This is a genomic window from Rhodococcus sp. MH15, from assembly GCF_019266045.1.
Classification (GTDB): domain Bacteria; phylum Actinomycetota; class Actinomycetes; order Mycobacteriales; family Mycobacteriaceae; genus Rhodococcus_F; species Rhodococcus_F qingshengii.
The window spans coordinates 53,790-74,083 of sequence record NZ_LPNP01000054.1; the positions used below are offsets into that span (position 1 = coordinate 53,790).

Annotated in this window: 20 protein-coding genes; 19 read left to right on the top strand and 1 reads right to left on the bottom strand. The window is 62.7% G+C overall.

Features of this window, described 5'->3' with window-relative positions; translation table 11 throughout:
• Window positions 1–37 precede the first annotated feature (37 nt).
• The 18 genes from thrB to ATN37_RS02675 all read left to right on the top strand — a co-directional run bounded on the left by thrB (window position 38) and on the right by ATN37_RS02675 (window position 17,866).
• Window positions 38–982: a homoserine kinase gene (thrB, locus tag ATN37_RS02590; RefSeq protein ID WP_007726194.1), complete on the top strand. Its 945-nt coding sequence runs from the start codon at window positions 38–40 to the stop codon at window positions 980–982.
• A 503-nt stretch (window positions 983–1,485) separates the two neighbouring features.
• Entirely contained in the window at window positions 1,486–3,624 is a 2,139-nt protein-coding gene (gene rho / locus ATN37_RS02595; protein ID WP_007726195.1) for a transcription termination factor Rho, read from the top strand.
• Window positions 3,625–3,850: 226 nt separating this feature from the next.
• A complete protein-coding gene (gene rpmE / locus ATN37_RS02600; RefSeq protein WP_003941310.1) occupies window positions 3,851–4,087 on the top strand; it encodes a 50S ribosomal protein L31 in 237 nt (78 codons plus the stop codon).
• 146 nt (window positions 4,088–4,233) lie between these two features.
• On the top strand, window positions 4,234–5,313 hold the full coding sequence (prfA, locus tag ATN37_RS02605; RefSeq protein WP_003941341.1) for a peptide chain release factor 1: 1,080 nt from the start codon (window positions 4,234–4,236) through the stop codon (window positions 5,311–5,313).
• Between the two features lie 77 nt (window positions 5,314–5,390).
• Entirely contained in the window at window positions 5,391–6,323 is a 933-nt protein-coding gene (gene prmC, locus ATN37_RS02610; protein ID WP_054186744.1) for a peptide chain release factor N(5)-glutamine methyltransferase, read from the top strand.
• Window positions 6,320–6,982, top strand: a complete 663-nt coding sequence (locus tag ATN37_RS02615) for an L-threonylcarbamoyladenylate synthase (protein ID WP_003941345.1) — start codon at window positions 6,320–6,322, stop codon at window positions 6,980–6,982. Before prmC ends, ATN37_RS02615 begins: the two co-directional genes overlap by 4 nt.
• A gap of 2 nt (window positions 6,983–6,984) precedes the next feature.
• Window positions 6,985–8,310 carry a serine hydroxymethyltransferase gene (gene glyA, locus ATN37_RS02620; RefSeq protein ID WP_218694710.1) on the top strand — a complete coding sequence of 442 codons (1,326 nt, stop codon included), beginning with the start codon at window positions 6,985–6,987 and terminating at the stop codon, window positions 8,308–8,310.
• Window positions 8,307–9,494, top strand: a complete 1,188-nt coding sequence (locus ATN37_RS02625) for a glycosyltransferase family 4 protein (RefSeq protein WP_003941359.1) — start codon at window positions 8,307–8,309, stop codon at window positions 9,492–9,494. The genes glyA and ATN37_RS02625 overlap by 4 nt, the downstream gene beginning before the upstream one ends.
• Before the next feature lie 32 nt (window positions 9,495–9,526).
• Complete coding sequence (locus ATN37_RS02630; RefSeq protein ID WP_019749175.1) at window positions 9,527–9,997, top strand: glycine zipper family protein; 471 nt, start codon at window positions 9,527–9,529, stop codon at window positions 9,995–9,997.
• 280 nt (window positions 9,998–10,277) lie between these two features.
• Window positions 10,278–11,105 carry a F0F1 ATP synthase subunit A gene (gene atpB / locus ATN37_RS02635; RefSeq protein WP_030537337.1) on the top strand — a complete coding sequence of 276 codons (828 nt, stop codon included), beginning with the start codon at window positions 10,278–10,280 and terminating at the stop codon, window positions 11,103–11,105.
• An 83-nt stretch (window positions 11,106–11,188) separates the two neighbouring features.
• Window positions 11,189–11,431 carry an ATP synthase F0 subunit C gene (locus ATN37_RS02640; RefSeq protein WP_003941327.1) on the top strand — a complete coding sequence of 81 codons (243 nt, stop codon included), beginning with the start codon at window positions 11,189–11,191 and terminating at the stop codon, window positions 11,429–11,431.
• A 7-nt stretch (window positions 11,432–11,438) separates the two neighbouring features.
• Window positions 11,439–11,996: a F0F1 ATP synthase subunit B gene (locus ATN37_RS02645; protein WP_019749173.1), complete on the top strand. Its 558-nt coding sequence runs from the start codon at window positions 11,439–11,441 to the stop codon at window positions 11,994–11,996.
• Window positions 11,997–12,001: 5 nt separating this feature from the next.
• Window positions 12,002–12,826 carry a F0F1 ATP synthase subunit delta gene (locus ATN37_RS02650; protein WP_003941304.1) on the top strand — a complete coding sequence of 275 codons (825 nt, stop codon included), beginning with the start codon at window positions 12,002–12,004 and terminating at the stop codon, window positions 12,824–12,826.
• Window positions 12,827–12,888: 62 nt separating this feature from the next.
• On the top strand, window positions 12,889–14,532 hold the full coding sequence (gene atpA / locus ATN37_RS02655) for a F0F1 ATP synthase subunit alpha (protein ID WP_007726218.1): 1,644 nt from the start codon (window positions 12,889–12,891) through the stop codon (window positions 14,530–14,532).
• Window positions 14,533–14,580: 48 nt separating this feature from the next.
• Entirely contained in the window at window positions 14,581–15,564 is a 984-nt protein-coding gene (locus ATN37_RS02660) for a F0F1 ATP synthase subunit gamma (protein ID WP_003941320.1), read from the top strand.
• Between the two features lie 3 nt (window positions 15,565–15,567).
• Window positions 15,568–17,019, top strand: coding sequence for a F0F1 ATP synthase subunit beta (gene atpD, locus ATN37_RS02665; protein WP_003941349.1), 1,452 nt, complete (start codon window positions 15,568–15,570; stop codon window positions 17,017–17,019).
• Window positions 17,020–17,025: 6 nt separating this feature from the next.
• The gene (locus ATN37_RS02670) at window positions 17,026–17,394 is read left to right on the top strand and encodes a F0F1 ATP synthase subunit epsilon (protein WP_003941287.1); all 369 of its coding nucleotides are present in this window, start codon (window positions 17,026–17,028) and stop codon (window positions 17,392–17,394) included.
• A gap of 49 nt (window positions 17,395–17,443) precedes the next feature.
• On the top strand, window positions 17,444–17,866 hold the full coding sequence (locus ATN37_RS02675) for a DUF2550 domain-containing protein (RefSeq protein WP_029255703.1): 423 nt from the start codon (window positions 17,444–17,446) through the stop codon (window positions 17,864–17,866).
• Between the two features lie 10 nt (window positions 17,867–17,876).
• Here ATN37_RS02675 and ATN37_RS02680 read toward each other — a convergent pair whose 3' ends face one another.
• Window positions 17,877–18,449 carry a cob(I)yrinic acid a,c-diamide adenosyltransferase gene (locus tag ATN37_RS02680; RefSeq protein WP_030537338.1) on the bottom strand — a complete coding sequence of 191 codons (573 nt, stop codon included), beginning with the start codon at window positions 18,447–18,449 and terminating at the stop codon, window positions 17,877–17,879.
• Window positions 18,450–18,503: 54 nt separating this feature from the next.
• On the opposite strand from ATN37_RS02680, the gene murA reads away from it, so the two are divergent.
• Window positions 18,504–19,763 carry a UDP-N-acetylglucosamine 1-carboxyvinyltransferase gene (gene murA / locus ATN37_RS02685; RefSeq protein ID WP_007726224.1) on the top strand — a complete coding sequence of 420 codons (1,260 nt, stop codon included), beginning with the start codon at window positions 18,504–18,506 and terminating at the stop codon, window positions 19,761–19,763.
• Window positions 19,764–20,294 lie beyond the last annotated feature (531 nt).

Consider the following 20,294-nt stretch of genomic DNA (forward strand, 5'->3'; position numbering starts at 1 on the left):
GGATTCATCGACCACTCCGCGGAATCCGGTGTCTGACATGACTATAACCCTGCCTATCGGCCTTTCGGTGACTGCTCGCGTCCCGGCCTCGAGTGCGAACTTGGGGCCGGGGTTCGACACCCTCGGCCTGGCGTTGGGGTTGTACGACGAAATCGTGGTCACCACAACGGATTCAGGCCTTCAGATTCGCGTCGAAGGTGAAGGCGCTGCCGACGTGCCCTGGGGTCCTTCGCATCTCGTGGTCCGCGCCATCGAGCGTGGTCTCGAGGCGGCCGGAGTGTGGGCCAGTGGCCTGGACGTGTTGTGCCGCAACGCGATTCCACATTCGCGCGGGTTGGGATCCTCGGCTTCCGCGGCTGTCGGTGGATTGGCAGCAGCCAACGGTCTGGCGCGCGCTCTCGATGCCGAGATCGGCTTGACGGAAGAGCAGTTGGTTCAACTCTCGTCCGAGTTCGAAGGTCACCCGGACAACGCGTCTGCCAGTGTTCTCGGTGGCGCAGTCGTCTCGTGGAGTTGCCCACCGGCCGTCGAAGGCGACGAGCCGATCTACTCCGCGGCGAAACTCGACGTCCATCCCGACATCCGTGCTGTGGCACTGGTTCCCGAGGAGCGGTCGTCCACCGCACACACTCGCGGGCTCCTGCCCGAATTGGTTCCGCACCAGGATGCCTCGTTCAACGCGAGCCGCAGCGCGCTCGCCGTCGTTGCGCTCACTGCTCGGCCCGATCTGTTGATGGCGGCCACCGAGGATCGCCTGCATCAGGCACAGCGCGCACCCGCGCTTCCGCTCACGACGCGATGGATCGGGATCCTGCGCGAGGCGGGTATTGCTGCGACCGTTTCGGGAGCCGGCCCCACCGTGTTGGCGCTCAGCACAGAACCTTTCCCCGTCGAACTCGCGGAAGCGGCGCGGGCAGACGGACTACGTGTGCTCGAATTGGACATCGCCGACGGCGTCGAAGTATCCACGACGACGGTCTGATCCCTGCCTTGGTCCAGGTGATCGCCCACTACCGATCGGTAGTGAACTGACACACCCAGTCGTCCAAATTCTTGCCGGACTCAGGTTTGGGCGCTATCCTGGGCTATGTCCGTACATCGTGCGCGTCAGTCGCCGGTGCATCACCAGGGGGCAAAACTCCTTCCCAATCGGGGTCCACAGTCCTTGGCATGATTCTCGCAGGCATGATCCTCACGCTTGTACCTTCTCCGAAGGTTTGAATCCTCCGCGGATCGAACACTCAGAGGTTCCATCACTCTGGGGTTCAACACACGGGGGAGTGAATCGTCGACGAAGGCGCGTTGGGCAGGTTTGCGAGCGCATGAAAAGTTTGAGGCGAGAGTTTCCGACAATCATGTGACGGCGGACAAGCCGGCAGTTCTGGACAGCAACCACGTACGGCACCACCGAGTTCGGTATTCAATCGAACTGCGGGACGAACCCTCGACTTTGCGCAGTGCGAGTGAGGGAAGGAAAGGACCTCCGTGACCGATACGGACCTCATCGCCACTTCTGCACCCGCCGGGTCGGAATCAGGCGACAATTCTCAGGCGTCATCTTCAGCATCGAACGGTGCGGTGGCGACCTCCACGAAGCGTGCCGAAACGCGCCGTGGTGCCGGACTCTCCGGCATGGTGCTCACCGAACTCCGCACTCTTGCGGGTGAACTGGGCATCAAAGGCACTTCCGGCATGCGCAAGGGTGACCTGATCGCAGCCATCAAGGAGCGCCAGGGCGGCAGCGCAAAGGCTGCACCCGCACAGAGTGAACTCACTCTCGACGACGCACCCGTTGCGCGCACTCGTGCCAAGAGCACTCGCGCCGCACGCACCGAAACCCCCGCAGCCGAAACAGCTCCGGCAGCCGAATCGGCTCCTGCCGAGGCCGCGCCTGCGCGTACGGAATCCGCCGAGGATTCCGATCAGAGCGCACCCCGTCGCGGACGTCAGCGTCGTGGCGCCGCTCGTCGTGCAGGTTCACCCGACCAGGGTGAACTGAGCATCGAGCAGGAAGCTCCTTCGGTGAAGTCCGACGCGGACACCGCGAAGGCCGCCGATTCTTCGAAGGTCGCCGAGACCGCCAAGGCCGAGGCTCCGGCCGAGCGTCCTGCGCGCACCGAGGGCAAGTCCGACGCTGATCAGGCTCCCGCCGAGCAGGGCAACGAGCGTCCCCGCCGCGAGCGAAACCGGGACAACCAGGGCCAGCGGGACAACCAGGGCCAGCGCGAGAACCAGGGCAACCGGGGCAACCAGGATCGCCAGGATCGCCAGGACCGTCAGGATCGCGGCAATCAGAACAACGCCGGCCAGAACAACGCCGGTCCTCGCACGGACAACCGCAACAACGGGCCGGACGACGACGAAGAGGGTGGACGCGGACGCCGCGGACGCCGTTTCCGCGAGCGCCGTGGCCGTGGTCGTGACCGCGGTGAGGGTGGCGCACCCAACGATTCACGCGAGACCGAGATTCGTGAGGACGACGTCCTGCAGCCGGTCGCCGGCATCCTCGACGTCCTCGACAATTACGCCTTCGTGCGTACGTCCGGGTACCTCGCCGGTCCCAACGACGTCTACGTCTCCATGAACCTGATCCGCAAGAACGGCCTTCGCCGTGGCGACGCCATCACCGGTGCCGTCCGCGTCTCGCGTGACGGTGAGCAGGGCAGCCAGCGTCAGAAGTTCAACCCGCTGGTCCGTATCGACACGGTCAACGGCGGCGACGTCGAGGCCGCGAAGAAGCGCCCCGAGTTCAACAAGCTCACGCCGCTGTACCCGAACCAGCGTCTGCGCCTCGAGACCGAGCAGCACATTCTCACCACGCGTGTCATCGACCTGGTGATGCCCATCGGTAAGGGCCAGCGCGCCCTCATCGTGAGCCCGCCCAAGGCCGGTAAGACCAGCGTGTTGCAGGCGATCGCGAATGCCGTCGCCACCAACAATCCTGAGTGCTACCTGATGGTCATCCTCGTGGACGAGCGTCCCGAGGAAGTGACCGACATGCAGCGCAGCGTGAAGGGTGAGGTCATTTCCTCCACCTTCGACCGCCCGCCGGGAGATCACACCGCAGTTGCCGAGCTGGCAATCGAGCGTGCGAAGCGCCTGGTCGAGATGGGTAAGGACGTCGTCGTACTGCTCGACTCCATCACGCGTCTGGGTCGTGCGTACAACAACTCCTCGCCGGCGTCGGGACGCATCCTCTCCGGTGGTGTCGACTCGACGGCGCTCTACCCGCCGAAGCGTTTCCTCGGTGCTGCCCGCAACATCGAGAACGGTGGATCGCTCACCATCATCGCTACCGCAATGGTCGAGACCGGATCCACCGGCGACACCGTGATCTTCGAAGAGTTCAAGGGCACCGGCAACGCCGAGCTCAAGCTCGATCGCAAGATCGCCGAACGCCGCGTGTTCCCGGCCGTGGACGTCAACCCGTCCAGCACGCGTAAGGACGAGTTGCTCCTGAGCCCGGACGAAGCTGCGGTGCTGCACAAGCTCCGTCGCGTCCTGTCCGGTCTGGACTCGCATCAGGCCATCGATCTGCTGATCGATCGACTGAAGAAGAGCAAGAACAACCTCGAGTTCCTGATGCAGGTCTCCAAGACCGCACCGGGTGCGATCGACGACTGATCGATTCGACGTCAAAAGGCCCACAACCAGCTGGTTGTGGGCCTTTTGCGTGGGCGGAACAAAACCGAGCGACAGTGCGTTGACAACTTCGTACAGCCACCCCGAGGCGTGCGAGACGCGGATTATCCGGTGAGGTACCGCATCTGGCATACTGAACGGCCGAGTCCGGTTCCGGTTCACGATGTCGATTGGCGACGTCGACCCGGCGACCATTGAAAGGGACACCATGAAGGCAGGAATCCACCCAACTTACGTAGCGACCACCGTCGTCTGCGGTTGCGGTAACACGTTCGAGACCCACAGCACCAAGGAGTCCGGACGCATCAACGTCGAGGTTTGCTCGCAGTGCCACCCGTTCTACACGGGCAAGCAGAAGATTCTCGACACCGGTGGACGCGTCGCTCGCTTCGAGGCTCGCTACGGCAAGCGCGCAGACAGCAAGGTCCCGGCCACCGAGTCCTAGCTGTTCCGCCGACGCCCGATCTGCCATGCGCAGATCGGGCGTCGGCTTTTTTGTGCCTGCACTCGGTTTGCGCGTTTCCCGGGTCCCGGCGTCGAAATACCTTCAAGCGCGCACCGTAGGAATCGAAACTCAGAGCGGAGCGAACCATGGCAGGCGCAACCCAGCCCTCGGCCATCGACGACATCTTGGCGGAGCACGCCGGTCTCGAAGCACAGATGTCCGATCCGGCGCTGCACAACGACCCTGCCGCTGCCAGGCGCGTCGGTAAGCGGTTCTCCGAGCTCTCGCCGATCATGTCGACGTACAACAAGCTCACCGCTGCGCAGGACGATCTGGAAGCCGCGCGCGAACTAGCCGCCGACGATTCCAGCTTCGCCGCCGAGATCCCCGATCTCGAAGCCGAGGTCGCGCAGCTCGAGCAGACGCTTACCGATCAGTTGGCGCCGCGTGATCCGCATGACGGCGACGACATCGTCCTCGAAGTGAAGTCCGGTGAGGGCGGCGAAGAATCCGCGCTCTTCGCCTCGGACCTGGCCCGCATGTACGTCCGCTACGCGGAACGGCATGGCTGGCGCGTCGAGATTCTCGACGCGACGGTCTCCGATCTCGGCGGATACAAGGAAGCCACGCTGTCGATCAAGAGCAAGTCGGACACCCCGGACGGAGTGTGGGCGCGGCTGAAGTTCGAGGGCGGCGTTCACCGCGTCCAACGAGTGCCTGTCACCGAATCCCAGGGACGCGTTCACACTTCGGCTGCCGGCGTTCTGGTCTACCCGGAGCCCGAAGAGGTCGAGCAGGTCCAGATCGACGAAAGTGACCTGCGTATCGACGTCTACCGTTCGTCCGGCAAGGGCGGTCAGGGCGTCAACACGACCGACTCTGCTGTCCGAATCACGCACCTTCCGACCGGCATCGTCGTCACCTGCCAGAACGAGCGTTCGCAGCTCCAGAACAAGGCGCGCGCCATGCAGGTCCTTGCAGCCCGTTTGCAGGTAGTCGCCGAGGAAGCCGCGGACGCTGAAGCGTCGGCAGGTCGCCAGAGTCAGGTTCGGACGGTGGACCGTTCGGAGCGCATCCGCACCTACAACTTCCCCGAGAACCGCATCACCGATCACCGCATCGGATTCAAGTCGCACAACCTCGACGCGGTGCTCGACGGTGAGCTCGACGCACTTCTCGATGCATTGGGCAAGGCGGACCGAGAGGCGCGTCTCGCGGCCGAGTAGATGCAGACCATGACTGACCTCCATCCCGCCGGGAACTCGGTGAACCGCGTGTCGGTCGAGCGTGGCAGGCTGTACCCGTGAGTCGACTTCCACTTCGTTTGGCGCTGATCGAAGCTGCAAAACAGCTCGACGCCGCAGGTGTGCCCAGCCCACGCACCGACGCCGAGTTGTTGGCATCCCACCTGCTCGGGGTCGAACGCACGCGTCTCGGACTGATTCCGTTGGTCGATCCCGAGGTCATCGCGGCGTTCGACGAGTTGGTTGCCCAACGGGTGAAGCGGATTCCGTTGCAGCACATCATCGGAGTCGCGTCGATGGGCAACATCGACGTCGCTGTCGGGCCGGGTGTCTTCATTCCGCGGCCGGAAACCGAACTGCTCATGGGTTGGGCACTCTCGTTCCTCGAAGGTTGCGGAAGCAAGCCGCCGGTAGTTCTGGACCTGTGCACGGGATCGGGTGTACTCGCGCTGTCCATCGCCGAGGCCCGTCCGGACGCCGTCGTTCACGCCGTGGAGAAGGAGCCCGCCGCCCTGGCGTGGGCGCGTCGTAATGCTGCCGACCGCGAGGCCGCCGGTGATACACCGATCCATCTGCATCAGGGTGATGTCACCGATCGGAACCTGTTGCCAGGGCTCGAGGGCGGCGTCGATCTGGTCGTGTCCAATCCGCCGTACATCCCCGAAGGCGCGCAATTGCAGCCTGAGGTCATGGATTACGACCCGCACACCGCGTTGTTCGGTGGCGTCGACGGTCTGTCCGTCATCAAACCCATGATCAGCAACATCGCACGGTGGCTTCGAATCGGCGGCGCGGCAGGCATCGAGCACGACGACACCAACGGGGACGGCGTCGCTGCGCTGTTCTCGGCGCGCCGGGTATTCGGCGAGGTCGCGCAGCATCCAGATCTTGCCGGTCGTCCGCGATTCGTCGTCGCCAGACGTGTCGCCACCGACGTCGAAGCACAGCGGAATCGAACGCCCGAAGCGCAGAGTGAAAGGATGGCTGAGTGAGCACCGTGTACGACTGCAGTCAGACAGATTCCCGAACCGCAGGCTTGGCCGCCGCGAAGAACGCGCTCAAGGCCGGCCGACTCGTAGTTCTCCCTACCGACACCCTTTACGGACTCGCCGCCGACGCGTTCGACAGCGAAGCTGTCACGAGTCTTTTGCGCGCCAAGGGACGCGGGCGAGACATGCCCGTCCCGGTACTGGTCGGATCGTGGAACACCATCGACGGGCTCGTCTACAGCGTGCGCCCGCAGGCACGGGATCTGATCCGCGCATTCTGGCCCGGCGGACTGAGCCTGGTCGTCGAGCAGGCGCCTTCACTTGCCTGGGACCTCGGTGATACCCGCGGAACCGTCATGCTCCGCATGCCCTTGCATCCGGTTGCCCTCGAACTGTTGCGCGATGTCGGACCGCTTGCCGTCTCGAGCGCCAACATTTCGGGGCGTCCGCCGGCAACTACCGTCGAGGAAGCCCGAGATCAGCTCGGCGGATCTGCCAGCGTGTATCTCGACGGGGGCAAGGCCGAACACGCCGTTGCTTCCACGATCGTCGACCTGACCGGCAATTCACCGCGTATCTTGCGAGTGGGTGCCGTCTCGGCAGAATCCATCGCCGAGGTATTGGGCACCAGTCCGGAAAGTCTCGTAGAGGGAGTTTCGTAACGATGGTCGGCGCCGGCGGCGAGCGCGCGGGGGAATCCACGTATTGGGGACCGGATTTCGGTGAGCTTGTCACGGCAGACCCCGAGATCGCGGCTGTTGCGCTGGCCGAACTCGAGCGCCAGCGCGACGGACTTCAACTCATCGCGAGCGAGAACTTCACCAGCCCTGCCGTACTGGCTGCCTTGGGTTCGACTCTGAGCAACAAGTACGCCGAGGGCTATCCGGGTCGGCGTTACTACGGCGGGTGCGAGTACGTCGACGTAGCCGAGAATCTGGCGATCGATCGGGCAAAGGCGCTGTTCGGCGCCGAGCACGTCAACGTCCAACCGCATTCGGGGGCCACTGCGAATCTCGCGGTGTACGCTGCATTCGCCAAGCCCGGCGACACCGTATTGGCGATGAGTCTGCCGCACGGTGGGCATCTGACTCACGGGTCTCGCGTCAGCTTTTCGGGGCAGTGGTTCACCACCGTTCCCTATCACGTCGATTCGGCCACCGAATTGATCGACTACGACGAGGTTCGCACCCTGGCTCTGGCGCACAAGCCGAAAATCATCGTCGCCGGCGCGACCGCGTACTCCCGCACCATCGACTTCGCAGCCTTCCGCTCGATCGCAGACGAGGTCGGTGCGATCCTGTGGGTCGACGCCGCCCACTTCATCGGACTCGTGGCAGGCCGGGCGATACCTTCGTGCGTTCCGTACGCCGACGTCGTCTCCGCGACGACGCACAAAGTCCTCAGAGGCCCGCGCGGCGGAATGATCCTGTGCCGCAGCGAGCATGCCTCGGCTGTAGATCGCGCGGTGTTCCCCTTCATTCAAGGCGGCCCGATGATGCATGCGATCGCCGGGAAAGCGGTTGCGTTCAAAGAGGCGTCGACGCCGGAATATCGTTGGTATGCACAGGAAGTGGTTGCCAACGCATCGGCGCTCGCGCTGTCGTTGGAAGCTCGCGGTCTGCGCACCGTGTCCGGTGGAACCGACACACATCTGGCGCTTCTCGACCTGCGCGCAAGCGGTGTCACCGGCGTCGACGCCGAGCGTAGGTGCGGACTGGCTTCGATCACGCTCAACAAGAACGCGATTCCGTTCGATCCGCAGTCGCCCGCCGTCACGTCCGGAATCCGCGTCGGGTCCGCGGCCGTGACGACCCAGGGTTTCAACCGCTCCGACATGAGCGTGGTGGGGGAGTTGATCGCGCGCGCAGTTGTCGCGGACCCCGCCACCACGTCAGGAGAGGCCGAGTTGGCAGCAGTTGCCGACGGCGTTCGCGAACTGGTCCGGGCAAAGCCTGCCTATGCCCGCCAGACGGGTGATCTCGAGCAGTGATCACTTCCTACGAGGCGACCACGTATCTGGCACAGGGTGGCGGGGGAGCGGGTGTTCCCATCCGTGAACTTTTGCTCGTGCTGTGTACGGCGGCGGTGGTGACCTACCTGGCGACTGGCGCAGTCCGGTTGTTGGCGCTGAGGTTCGGCGCTGTCGCGATTCCTCGTGATCGGGACGTTCACGTCGAGCCGATTCCGCGCCTCGGTGGCGTCGGAATGTATGTCGGCATGGCTGTCGGTCTGCTGTTCGCGCAGCAATTACCCGCGCTCACAAGAGGTTTCGGCTTCGGCAGTCCTGACGTACACGCTGCGCTCGTAGCTGGCGCCGTCATCGTCCTCGTGGGTGTGATCGACGACAGGTGGGGCCTCGACGCCCTCACCAAATTTGTCGGTCAGGTGACTGCTGCCGGCGTTCTCGTGGTGATGGGCGTCAGCTGGTTCATCATCTACAACCCGTTCGGCGGTGACGGTGGGTCCACCATCATCCTCGATCAGATTCAATCCGGACTGTTCACCGTTGCTGTTGCCGTCGCGACCATCAACGCCATGAATTTTGTCGACGGTCTCGACGGATTGGCCGCCGGGTTGGGGCTGATCGCGGCGCTCGCCATCCTCATCTTCTCGATCGGTCTTCTCCACGATCAGGGCGGCGACGCGAGTGTCTACCCGCCGGCGATGATCGCGGCGGCCTTGGCAGGCGCTTGTCTCGGTTTTCTTCCACACAACTTCAATCCAGCGCGCATTTTCATGGGCGATTCCGGGTCGATGTTGATCGGTCTCATGCTGGCCGCGATCTCCACCAGTGCATCCGGTCGTATTCCGCTCACTGCCTACGGAACCCGCGACCTCGTCGGCCTCCTCGCGCCGTTGTTGCTGGTCGGGGCTGTGATGTTCATCCCGATGCTGGACATGCTCCTGGCCGTGATCCGCCGGACGAAAGCGGGCGTCAGTCCGTTCAGTCCGGACAAGATGCACCTGCATCATCGCCTCTTGCAGATCGGACACACGCACCGACGAGTTGTGCTGGTCATCTACCTGTGGGTCAGCGTCCTGGCGTTCGGTGCCGTCGGATCCTCGCTGCTCAATCGTCAGCTGGTTGTTGTACTCGTCGCGGCCGGTTTGGTTCTTGCGTTGTTCTTCACTGCGGTGCCTTCGCTGATCGATCGCAAGCAGCAGCGTCGCTAGCCAAGTTTTCCGATCCATTACCCTTGGGCATCGTGACGAACACGCCGCAGCCTGTACCTGCCTCGCAACCCATCCCTGATTCGACCGCCGCCATGAAGTCGGCCGTGAAGTGGGGTGTGATGGGGCTGATCGCGCTGGCCGTGGTCGGCGCGCTCCTGGGCGGGCTCTTCGCCGGTAAGGAAGGCGTCTACGGCGCTCTGATCGGCGCAGCCGTCGGCGGCGGATTCATCTTGTTCACGGCGTTGGGCGTGCTGCTCACAGCGAAGCTGCCTGCGCTCACGGCCGGTGCCGTTCTGCTCGGTACCTGGCTGCTGAAGATGATTCTCGCGATGGTGGTTCTCTTTGTCCTCTCGGACATGGATTTCTACAACAAGACCGCCCTCGTCCTGGTCATCATCATGTCGCTGGTCGTGGTGCTCGGTGCGGAGACTTACGGCGTCCTGGGAACCAAAACTCCGTACGTCGATCCCACTCCCAGCAGCAACGTCGACGACGACGAGTAGTACTACAAGAGGTAACTAATCGGACTTCCAGGTACCCCATCTACACAATGTCGTAGATGACTTGATAAGGTTCGGTTCAAGCGAGAGCAATGGTGGGCCGAGTAACACTCAGCCGACGATGCCATGTGCTCGCAGGTGGTCGAAATTCTGACCACTGAGTCGACGAGAGTCGCCGACACCGACAGACGCCAGGCCCCTCTAGGGTTCTCCAGCTGCTGACGAATGCGCGAGTCGAACTTGTCGACTTGTAGATCGTCAATGTCCGATCGAACCGCAGTCAATGATGGCTGCGGACCGACTACGGGAGAGAACGCTGAGCGTCACCACCCTGGCCGCGGATGAATTCCATGCGCCGTCACTAGACGATTTTTTCCCGCCCTCCGTGTTGATTCACGCGGGCCCCTTCGAGCTCGACCGTCTGATGCTGATTCGTCTGCTGATGTCGGTGCTGGTCGCAGCCTTCTTCGTGATCGCGATGCGCAGCCCTCGACTGGTTCCCCGTGGGATGCAGAACGCCGCTGAGCTTGCGCTCGACTTCGTTCGGATCAACATCGCCGAGGAGATCCTGGGCAAGGAACAGGGCAAGCGCTTCCTGCCGGTCATCACGACAATCTTCTTCATCGTGGTCGCCAGCAACCTGGCCAGCATCATTCCTTTCCTGAACATCTCGCCGAACGCACGAATCGGTATGCCCCTGGTACTCGCGGCGCTCGCCTACATCGTGTTCAACTACGTCGGAATCAAGAAGTACGGCTTCTTCAAGTACGTCAAGAGCAGCATCGTCGTTCCCGGCGTTCCGCTGCCCCTGCACTTCTTGTTGGTGCCCATCGAGTTCATCTCGACCTTCATCCTGCGCCCGTTCACGCTGATGGTTCGTCTCATGGCCAACATGTTGGCCGGCCACATCCTGCTGGTGCTGTTCTTCAGCGCGACGAACTACTTCTTCTTCGTGTCCGGCGGATTCCAGGCGATCTTCGGCGTTCCGTCGATCATCGCCGGTATCGCATTCACGTTCTTCGAGCTGCTGGTCATCTTCCTGCAGGCTTACGTGTTCGCGTTGCTGACCGCGGTGTACATCGAACTGGCGCTCCACGCCGACGAGCACTGACCTTTTACCTCCTCACCAGCTACACCAAGAACTGAGCCTCTTGCCGAATCCGGCAGAGGTCAACAGAAAGGGAATGGAACACCATGAGCATCGCTTACCTCGCTCAGGAAGTTGTCGAGACCAAGTCGCGCGGCTACGGAGCCATCGGCTACGGCCTCGCAGCAATCGGCCCCGGCATCGGCGTGGGCATCGTTGTGGGCAAGGCAATCGAAGGCATGGTCCGCCAGCCCGAGATGGCCGGCCAGGTTCGTACCACCATGTTCCTCGGTATTGCATTCACCGAGGCCCTCGCATTGATCGGCCTTGTCGCCGGTTTCATTTTCTAAGACAGACATGGGAGCCACCTTCGCAGTGCTCGCGGCAACAGAGGAGACACACAATCCTCTCTTGCCCGAGACATACGACATCGTGTGGTCCGCGGTTGCGCTCGTCGTAGTCGGTTTTGTCTTCTGGAAGCTCGTTCTTCCGAAGTTCCAGAAGGTCTTGGCCGAACGCACCGAGCAGATCGAGGGCGGCATCAAGAAGGCCGAAGACGCACAGGCAGAGGCAGCGGCCGCGCTCGAGCAGTACCGCGCGCAGCTCGCCGAAGCTCGTACCGAGGCAGCGCAGATCCGTGAGGAAGCGCGTACCCAGGGTCAGCAGATCATCGCTGACATGAAGGTTCAGGCGCAGGACGAGAGCGACCGCATCGTGGCCGCAGGCCACAGCCAGCTCGTCGCCCAGCGTCAGCAGATCGTCGCTGAGCTCCGCTCGGATCTCGGCAAGACCGCTGTAGACCTGGCCGAGAAGGTCATCGGGGAGTCTCTCGCCGACGACGTGAAGCGCGCCGGAACGGTTGATCGTTTCCTCAACGAGCTCGACACCGTCAGCGCTGATTCAGCCAGGAAGTGAGCAACATGTACGCAGCGAGCCGTGAAGCCTTGGCGCAGACTCGTTCTGCGCTGAGCAGTGCCCTGGGCGCCGTCTCTGCAGGAGCCGCAACTGCTGCTTCTGCTCAGGCTGGGTCCGAGCTCTTCTCGGTGGTCGAGGTACTCGACGGCCAGCGCGCTCTTCGCAGCGCGCTGGCTGACGCTTCGGCACCGGCCGCTGGTCGCCAGGCTTTGGCAGAGCAGTTGTTCTCCGGAAAGGTCGGCGCCGAGGCGCTCGCCACCGTGAAGGCAGCTGCAGGCCAGGACTGGTCTGCGGCCCGCGACTTGGTCAACTCGCTCGAACTGCTCGGACGCGAAGCTCTGCTCCGCGCCGCAGCCGATCAGAGCCAGTTGGACACCGTTGAGGACGAGCTCTTCCGTCTCGGTCGCATCGTGGCAGGGGATCCCAGCCTGGAGCAGACGCTCTCGGATCTGTCGGTTCCCGCAGCCCGCAAGCGTGAGTTCCTCTCCCGCTTGCTCTACGGCAAGGTCACCGCGGTCACCGAGGCACTCGCCGGACAGGCCGTCGGCCGGTTGAAGTCTGCACCCGCAGACACTTTCGATCAGCTGTCGAATCTTGCCGCAGCGCAGCGCGATACCACCGTTGCTCACGTTCGCAGCGCCTCGGCGTTGAGCTCGGAGCAGTCGGATCGCTTGGCGAGCACTCTTACCCGCACCTACGGGAAGCCGGTAGCAGTGCACGTCGAGGTCGATCCAGAACTCCTCAGCGGCTTGGTCGTCCGGGTGGGCGACGAGGTTATCGACGGCAGCGCAGCGGGTCGACTCGCAGCACTGCGGAAGAACCTCAAGTAGTCCTTCAGCCGAACACATACTCCAGATCTTTTCGAAGACCAGACACCGAGAGCAGGAAAAACATGGCGGAGCTGACGATCTCCTCCGACGAGATCCGTAGCGCGATCGACAACTACACCGCGAGCTACTCCCCGGAGGCCTCCCGTGAGGAGGTCGGCACAGTGACCGACACCAGTGACGGCATTGCGCACGTCTCTGGCCTGCCTTCGGCTATGTCCAACGAGCTGTTGGAGTTCCCCGGTGGAATCGTCGGCGTCGCGCTCAACCTGGATGCCACCGAAATCGGTGCCGTCATCCTTGGCGATTACCAGAACATTCAAGAAGGCCAGGAAGTAAAGCGCACGGGCGACGTTCTGTCGGTTCCCGTCGGCGATGCTTTCCTCGGCCGCGTCATCGACCCGCTGGGTGCGCCCATCGACGGCCTCGGCGAGATCGAGAGCACCGAGAACCGTGCACTCGAGCTCCAGGCCGCTTCGGTGCTCGAGCGCCAGCCGGTCGAAGAGCCGCTCCAGACCGGTATCAAGGCTATCGACGCCATGACCCCGATCGGCCGCGGCCAGCGCCAGCTCATCATCGGCGACCGCAAGACCGGCAAGACCGCGGTCTGCATCGACGCCATCCTGAACCAGAAGGCCAACTGGGATTCCGGCGATGTCAACAAGCAGGTGCGCTGCATCTACGTTGCCATCGGTCAGAAGGGTTCCACCATCGCGGGCGTCAAGGCTGCCCTCGAGGAGAAGGGCGCGATGGAATACACCACCATCGTTGCTGCTCCGGCATCTGATTCCGCAGGCTTCAAGTGGCTCGCACCGTACACCGGCTCGGCCATCGGCCAGCACTGGATGTACCAGGGCAAGCACGTTCTGGTCGTGTTCGACGACCTGACCAAGCAGGCAGAGGCGTACCGCGCCATCTCGCTGCTGCTGCGTCGCCCGCCGGGACGCGAGGCTTACCCCGGTGACGTCTTCTACTTGCACTCCCGTCTGCTGGAGCGTTCGGCGAAGCTGTCCGACGCACTCGGCGGTGGCTCGCTGACGGCTCTGCCGATCATCGAGACCAAGGCGAACGACGTCTCGGCTTACATCCCGACCAACGTCATCTCCATCACCGACGGTCAGGTGTTCCTCGAGTCCGACCTGTTCAACAAGGGCGTTCGCCCCGCGATCAACGTCGGTATCTCGGTCTCCCGCGTCGGTGGCGCTGCACAGACCAAGGGCATGAAGAAGGTTTCCGGTTCGCTGCGTCTGGAACTGGCTCAGTTCCGTGAGCTCGAAGCGTTCTCCGCCTTCGCTTCCGACCTCGACGCTGCCTCCAAGGCTCAGCTCGAGCGCGGCGCCCGTCTGGTCGAGCTGCTCAAGCAGGATCAGTACAGCCCGATCCCCGTCGAGGACCAGATCGTCTCGATCTACCTGGCCGGCGAAGGCATCTTCGACAGCGTTCCGATCGGCGACGTCCGTCGCTTCGAGAAGGAACTGCTCGAAGACCTCAAGCACTCGGCTGCTGGCGTCTACTCCAGCATCAACGGCGGTAAGGCACTCGATGCCGACAACGCTGCTGAGCTGATCGCCGCGACGAACAAGTTCAAGGAAGGCTTCATCGCATCCGACGGAAGCCGGGTCGTGAACGAAGCCGAGGCTGACGCTTTGGGCGCCGACGAGGTCGCGAACGAGCAGATCAACGTCAAGCGCAAGACCGTCAGCAAGTGACGTACGCGCCCATGACACTGCGAATTCCGAAGGGAGAGTGATTGATCGATGGCGAGCATTCTCGAATTGCGGTCTCGTATCAAGTCGGTCAACTCGACCAAGAAGATCACCAAGGCACAGGAACTGATCGCGACTTCGCGTATCACCAAGGCTCAGATTCGCGTCGCCGCGTCCAAGCCGTATGCCGAGGAGATCACGAAGGTACTCACCGAATTGGCGAGTGCGTCTGCTTCGCTCGATCACCCGTTGCTCAACGAGCGTCCGGAGCCCAAGCGGGCAGCGGTCCTCGTTGTCACCAGTGACCGCGGCATGTGTGGTGGCTACAACTCCAATGTTCTCAAGCAGGCAGAAGAGCTCATGGCTCTCCTCCGCAGCGAGGGCAAGGAGCCGGTCGTGTACGTGCTCGGTTCCAAGGGGCTCGGCTACTACACGTTCCGCGGCCGCGACATCGGTGCTGCGTGGACGGGCTTCTCGCAGGATCCGGGTTACTCGGATGCCGCGAAGGCCAGCCGCCACCTGGTGGAGCTGTTCATGGCTGGTTCGGGTAACCAGGTTGCCGCTCCGAACGGTGAAGGCACGATCGAGGGCGTCGACGAACTCCATATCGTCTACACCCGCTTCGTGTCGATGCTGACGCAGACTCCCGAGGTTCGCCGTATGGCTCCTCTCGAGGTCTTCGTGTCGGAAGAGCGCATCGAACTCGGTGACGACATGCTGACCAACGGCCACGACGACGACCATGACAATGGCCCCGTCGCGGACTTCAGCTTCGAGCCCGAGCCCGAGAAGCTTCTCGGCGCTCTTCTCCCGAAGTACGTCAGCACTCGTATCTTCTCGTCGCTTCTCGATGCTGCGGCATCGGAGTCGGCAGCCCGTCGTACTGCCATGAAGGCCGCGACGGACAACGCAAACGAACTGGTGAACACGTTGAGCCGTCAGGCCAACCAGGCTCGCCAGGCCCAGATCACCCAGGAAATCAGCGAGATCGTCGGCGGCGCCAACGCGCTCGCCTCGAGCGCAGGAAGTGACTAGCACATGACCGCAGCAGTAACCGAAAACAACGGGGCAGGTTCGGCTTCGGCCGTAGCCGGCCGCGTCGTGCGGGTCATCGGTCCCGTCGTGGACGTTGAATTCCCGCGTGGCGCTGTTCCTGAACTGTTCAACGCCCTGAACGCCGAGATCACGCTTCCCTCGGTCGCCAAGACGCTGACGCTCGAGGTTGCACAGCACCTCGGTGACAACCTGGTCCGCACCGTCTCCATGCAGCCCACCGACGGCCTCGTCCGCGGCACTGCAGTGACCGACTCGGGCAAGCCGATCTCGGTTCCCGTCGGTGACGTCGTCAAGGGCCACGTGTTCAACGCCCTGGGCGATTGCCTCGACACCCCCGGCCTCGGCCGCGACGGCGAGCAGTGGGGCATCCACCGCAAGCCACCAGCCTTCGATCAGCTCGAAGGTAAGACCGAGATCCTCGAGACCGGCATCAAGGTCATCGACCTTCTCACCCCGTACGTCAAGGGTGGAAAGATCGGCCTGTTCGGTGGCGCCGGCGTCGGCAAGACCGTTCTGATCCAGGAAATGATCACGCGTATCGCTCGCGAGTTCTCGGGCACCTCGGTGTTCGCAGGCGTCGGTGAGCGTACCCGTGAGGGCACCGACCTCCACCTGGAAATGGAAGAGATGGGCGTCCTCCAGGACACCGCCCTTGTCTTCGGCCAGATGGACGAGCCGCCCGGAACGCGTATGCGCGTCGCCCTGTCCGCACTGACGATGGCGGAGTACTTCCGCGACGTTCAGGGCCAGGACGTTCTGCTGTTCATCGACAATATCTTCCGCTTCACGCAGGCAGGCTCCGAGGTTTCCACCCTCCTCGGCCGTATGCCTTCGGCAGTGGGCTACCAGCCCACGCTGGCGGACGAGATGGGTGAGCTCCAGGAGCGCATCACCTCGACTCGCGGTCGCTCGATCACCTCGCTGCAGGCTATTTACGTGCCCGCCGACGACTACACCGACCCCGCGCCGGCTACGACGTTCGCGCACCTCGATGCCACCACCGAGCTTTCGCGCCCGATTTCGCAGATGGGTATCTACCCCGCTGTGGATCCGCTGAGCTCGACCTCCCGCATCCTGGAGCCCGGCATCGTCGGTGCCGAGCACTTCCGCGTTGCCAACGAGGTCAAGCGCATCCTGCAGAAGTACAAGGAACTGCAGGACATCATCGCCATCCTCGGTATGGACGAGCTTCAGGAAGAGGACAAGGTCCTCGTCGGCCGCGCCCGTCGTATCCAGAAGTTCCTCGGCCAGAACTTCATCGTTGCCGAGAAGTTCACCGGTGAGCCCGGCTCCGTCGTGCCGCTCCGCGACACGATCGAAGCCTTCGACCGCGTCTGCAAGGGCGAGTTCGATCACCTGCCCGAGCAGGCATTCAACAGCTGCGGTGGACTCGACGACGTCGAGGCTGCAGCCAAGAAGATGGCCGGGAAGTAGTCCACGATGGCTGAGATGACCGTAGAACTCGTTGCCGTCGAGCAGCGCTTGTGGTCTGGTTCGGCGACGCTGGTCAGCGCTCAGACCACCGAGGGTGAAATCGGAATCATGCCTGGGCATGAGCCGGTCCTCGGCCAGCTGATCGAGGGCGGAACCGTGTCGATCACCTCGGTCGACGGCGAGCGTATCGTTGCTGCGGTACACGGAGGATTTCTCTCCGTCACTGCGACGACGGTGACGATCCTTGCCGAGTCCGCGGACATGGCACAGGACATCGACGTCGAGGCAGCCAAGGCTGTCTTGGCCGAGAACTCGGGCGACCTCGAAGCGATTGCGGTCGCCAAGGGTCAGCTCCGGGCTGTCGAGCGCGCGTAAGTTACTCGAGTAAAGCCGCGACGGGAGCCGACGAACAGTGACATTCGGAATGACTGTGTTGATCATTCTGGTTGTGCTGCTCGCGGTTCTCGTCGCGGCTTTTCTGTATCGTCTGCTGGTTCTGCGTCGCGGCGGTACCGCTGCACTGCTTCGTGTTCTGCCATCTCCGGGGGACAGCGGGTGGCGTCACGGAATCATTCGCTACGGCGAAAGCACCTTTGTCTTTTTCAAACTGTCGAGTCTGCGGCCGGGCCCGGACTCCAGGATCGATCGTCAAGGTATCGAGGTCGAGAGCCGTCGTTCTCCCTCGGGTACCGAATTCGACATCATGAGCGACGACATCGTCGTGGTCAAGGTCAATGACGGCTCGTCGGCCTACGAAATCGCTTTGGACAGTGGAGCATTGACAGCGTTCCTGTCCTGGGTGGAATCTCGGCCGGACGGGCGCGCCCGTAGGCGACGCACCGCCTGACCGGTCCCGCTCAAGCCCCGGCGCCGGGCTTCCAGAGCACATCGCCTTCAGGATTTGCCACTCTTCCCATGATGAAGAGCAGATCCGACAATCTGTTGAGGTATTTCGCGGGGAGCACGCTCGTGTCCTCCGGGTTCGCATTGATGGCGGACCAAGCCGCACGCTCAGCACGCCGCGAGACGGTTCTTGCTACGTGAAGCAGGGCTCCCAAGGCGGTTCCGCCCGGCAGAATGAACGAATTCAACGGTGCCAGTTGCTCATTGAGTTCATCGCACCATCCTTCGAGTCGATCGATGTAGGACTGAGTCACTCGTAGCGGCGGGTACTTCGGGTTCTCGACCACGGGGGTGGACAAGTCGGCCCCTGCGTCGAAAAGGTCGTTCTGGATCTGGCGCAGCATTGCGAGGAGATTCTCCGGGGGAGTGCCGAGGGCAACGGCCACACCGATCGCTGCATTGGTCTCGTCGCAATCCGCGTAGGCGATCAGACGCGGATCGTTCTTGGACACGCGGGAAAAATCGCTGAGGCCCGTGGTCCCGTCGTCGCCGGTCCGGGTGTAGATCTTCGTCAGGTGAACAGACATAGGGCTACGGTACCGGCGCGGTGCCGACGAGGTTGTGGCTCTAGGCTGTGAACCGTGAGTGAGCACTTTCTTGTGACCGGGGGTAACCGCCTCGAAGGTGAAGTACTGGTGGGAGGGGCCAAGAACAGTGTGCTGAAGCTGATGGCCGCGGCGCTGTTGGCCGAAGGCACCACTGTCGTGACCAACTGCCCGGACATTCTCGACGTACCGTTGATGGCGGACGTTCTGCGAGGTCTGGGCTGCGAAGTCGAACTCGAAGATTCCGAAGTGCGGATCACGACGCCGGCCGAGCCGAAGTATCACGCTGACTTCGATGCGGTGAAACAGTTCCGAGCGTCAGTGTGTGTTCTCGGTCCGCTGGTCGCGCGTTGTCGACGCGCTGTTGTTGCCTTGCCTGGCGGTGACGCCATCGGTTCGAGGCCCCTCGACATGCACCAATCCGGGCTCCGCCTGTTGGGTGCGCGCAGCGAGATCGAACACGGATGTGTAGTTGCCGAGGCAGACGACCTGCATGGAGCGAACATCCGCCTGGTCTTCCCGTCTGTGGGTGCAACCGAGAACATCTTGATGGCAGCGGTCCTCGCCCGTGGTGAGACAGTGATCGACAACGCTGCACGTGAGCCCGAGATCGTGGATCTGTGCAACATGCTCAACGAGATGGGCGCCAAGGTATCTGGCGGCGGAAGTTCGACGCTCACCATTCAAGGCGTCCGCAAGTTGGAACCGACTACGCACCGCGTCATCGGTGACCGGATCGTTGCCGCAACATGGGGTGTCGCTGCCTCCATGACCAGGGGTGACGTCCGAGTTCGCGGGGTGAACCACAAGCATCTCGGGTTGGTCCTCGACAAGCTTCGGACAGCCGGCGCGGAGGTGACTCCCGAGGTTGACGGTTTCCGCGTCATTCAGCGTGAACGGCCCAAAGCGGTCAATTTCGCAACATTGCCGTACCCCGGATTCCCGACCGACCTGCAGCCGATGGCAATCGGTTTGGCTGCGGTTGCCGAAGGCACGTCGATGATCACCGAGAACGTGTTCGAATCGCGCTTCCGATTTGTCGAGGAAATGATCCGACTCGGCGCCGACGCCCGAACTGACGGTCACCATGCGGTGATCCGCGGAGTTCCAGTGTTGTCGAGTGCGCCGGTGTGGTCTTCGGACATTCGGGCCGGCGCCGGGCTCGTGCTTGCGGGGTTGGTTGCGGACGGAACCACCGAAGTTCACGACATCTTCCACATCGACCGTGGGTACCCGCGATTCGTCGAGAATCTCCGTGGACTCGGGGGAGTGATCGAGCGGGTGGGCTCCGACTAGGTATCGGTGCTCGGCGTCACACTCGGGTCTATTCGCGATTGGCAGATAGGCGCAACAGTCTGACCTGGCCTTAGCCGGCCAATCGCTGTAGTGACCAGGCGATTTGTGAATTGATTGAAGGTTCGCGTAACTTATTCCAAGTCAGAGCGACACGGACACCGACTCCCACCTGCGAGGGTGAGTGACACGAGGTTGTACGAAGTGCCTGACCAAAATCTGAAGTAGTTTCCATCGTGTATGGTTGTGCTTCACCTCCAGTTCTTCCCCGAATGTTCAGCGGTTTGCGCCGATGATCATGATGGGATAGGCTGGAAAAGTTGCCCCGGAGCGGCGGCCATAGGGTCGTGGTGTTGGTGTGTGCGTGTTCTTTGAGAACTCAACAGTGTGTCGATGAATGTCAGTGCCAAAATTTTTTTGGTACTTCACATCCGCGAATGATCAACCGCCTCTTGGGGTTTGGTTGGTTTGTGTGTGGTGTGAGTATTTTTCGTCGGTGATTGTTCATTCTTCCGTCTGAATGGTTGCCGACAC